General features: G+C 73.3%; 2 protein-coding genes. Both read right to left on the reverse strand.

Annotated features, from left to right (window positions below):
• Positions 1-389: 389 nt before the first annotated feature.
• Positions 390-515 (reverse strand): hypothetical protein, encoded by a 126-nt coding sequence (locus VQ02_RS39870; RefSeq protein ID WP_280818973.1) that lies wholly within the window; start codon positions 513-515, stop codon positions 390-392.
• A 323-nt stretch (positions 516-838) separates the two neighbouring features.
• The coding region (locus VQ02_RS29215) for a L,D-transpeptidase family protein (RefSeq protein ID WP_048447764.1) at positions 839-2,233 on the reverse strand (1,395 nt) is incomplete at its 5' end.

Raw genomic sequence — 2,233 nt, forward strand, 5'->3', positions numbered from 1 at the left:
ATGGCGCCGTGGCGCCCGCGCGCCGAGCGGCAGCAGGGCTGAGGACCGGGAACTCGGCGCCTCACGGCGAGGCGCCGAGCCCGAGGGCGTCACCCGGCCGTCGGCGACGGACCCAGCACATCGCGCCGGAGGCGCGACGGTATTAGACCGCCGCGTCTTCGAACGGACCCGTTCGGAGGCGCAAGGCAAGCCCGAACGGGCGCCGGCGCTGATGCGCCGGACGCCTTCGCATCGACGTGTCGATGCGAAGGCGCGAGGGTATCGATCGCACATTGCAGGCAGCCAGGCGCCTGACGGAGAAACGGCGTTCGCGCACCGGCGGCCGGACGCTCCATCTCCCGCCTTCATCGACTCTTCGAGTGGCAGGGTGATCGGTTCAGAACGCGAGGTCACTCGCCGAAATAGGCGTCGATGATCTCCGCGGCTTCGGTCGTGTCGTCGAGGTCGTCGAGGGCGAGCACCAGGCTTTTTGATGCCATGGCGGGGCGCAGCGCATCCAAGGCCTTCCGGCGCATTGCCCCATCTCGGCCGGCCTCCGATCGTGATCTCGACGCCATCATCCGGCAGGATCGAGACGCTCGGGCGGGACATGACGGTGTCGTCGTCGATGACCGGTTCGGGCGCGATGGCCGGACCCGTCATGGCGACCTTCCCCCGCCTGCCGCCCGGGCCGCGCCTGCGACGGCGGACCTGTGAGGCGGTGGCATCCGGATGAGCCGGAGGACCGTCCGGGTCCTCGGCCCGGCGACGCTCGGGGAGCGGGACCGGAGGTCACCGCCCTCTGGCCGCCGGCTCCGTCTCAGCCGCCCTCAGCCGGTTCCGGGCGACGACGGCCCATCTACCACCAGCCGCGCCGGATGGCGCCGGTCTCGCCGAAATAGTCCGGCGCCGGCTGCACCGCGACCGGCTCGGCGGGCTCGGTCGCCGCGGCCACCGGCCGGCGCGGGGCCGGGCGGGGTGCGCCGTGAGGGGCGCCTTGAGCGAGGTTGCGGTGGTGCGGGGCCGCGCCCGCCGGCCGCGGGCTCGCGACCTTCGGCTTCTGGCCGGCCTCGGGGGGCAGCGCCTCGGTCGAGAGCCCGAGCGCCACCTTCACCCGGGCGTTGATGCCGTAGAGGTCCGGCAGGCTGCGCAAGGTCCCGGATCCGTCCGCCTCCAGGGTGAAGTAGGCGAGGTGGACCGGCAGCTTCTCCGGCAGCATCACGGTGCGCTCGCCCTTGCCGATCAGCTTCTTCAGGCGCTCCGTCGGCCAGTTCGGGCCGAGCACGACCTGCGCGAAGCGGAACGGATCGTCGACGCGGACGCAGCCGTGGCTCAGCGCCCGCTCCGAGCGGGAGAACAGGCTGCGGTTCGGCGTGTCGTGCAGGTAGACCGCGTGGTCGTTGGGGAACATGAACTTGATGAAGCCGAGGGCGTTGCGCTCGCCCGGCGGCTGCCGGATGGCGATGCCGTTGCCGCGCCGCACCACCTGGTAGCCGAGCCGCGCCGCGTAGTTCGGGTCGCGGGCGAGGCCGGGCAGGAACTGGCTCTTCAGGATCGAGGGCGGCACCGTCCAGGACGGGTTGACCACCGCGTAGGTCATCTCGCCGGAAAAGATCGGCGTCGGGGATTCGGGCTTGCCGACGATCACCCGGGCCTCGTCGAGGACGCGGCCGTCGCGCATCACCCGGACCTTGTACTCCGGGACGTTGACGAAGACGTGGGTGCGGCCGAGCTCCGCCGGCAGCCAGCGCCAGCGCTCCATGTTGGCGAGGAGGTCGGCCTCCTGCTTGCCGGGCGCGGCTCCGGCGAGGGCCGCCACGGTGGCGGGATCGAGGACGCCACTGGCCTTCAGGCCGCGCTCGCGCTGGAAGCTCGCGACCGCCGTCGCCACGCGCTCGTCGTAGGCGGTGGCGTCCTGGGCGCCGCCGAGCCCGAAACGGGCGCGGATCAGCGGCACCCGGGGGTCGCGCATGCCGGTCTTGAGCGCCGGGCCCTTGGGCAGGCGCACCATCGGCACGGCGCGGTTCGGCTGCTGCGCCCGCAGGGCGGCGAGCTTCGCCTTGAGGGCGAGGTAGCCGGGCTGGGCCGGATTGTAGGCCTGGAGCAGGCCGCCGGCGCTGCTGCCAGCCGGGGTGAGCCGGGTCAGCACCGCGTCGGCGCCGGGCAGGTCGAGCTTCGGGGTGATGAAGCGCGACAGGCGCGAGGGCTCGATGCGGCCGCCGCGGGCGTCGCGGGCGTAGAGCACGGCGGCGGC

Origin of the sequence: Methylobacterium variabile, from assembly GCF_001043975.1 — a bacterium.
Taxonomy (GTDB): Bacteria; Pseudomonadota; Alphaproteobacteria; order Rhizobiales; family Beijerinckiaceae; genus Methylobacterium; species Methylobacterium variabile.

Excerpts from the sequence above, each read along its gene's own strand:
- VQ02_RS39870 (WP_280818973.1), bottom strand. The coding sequence starts at position 515 with ATGCGCCGGAAGGCCTTGGATGCGCTGCGCCCCGCCATGGCATCAAAA.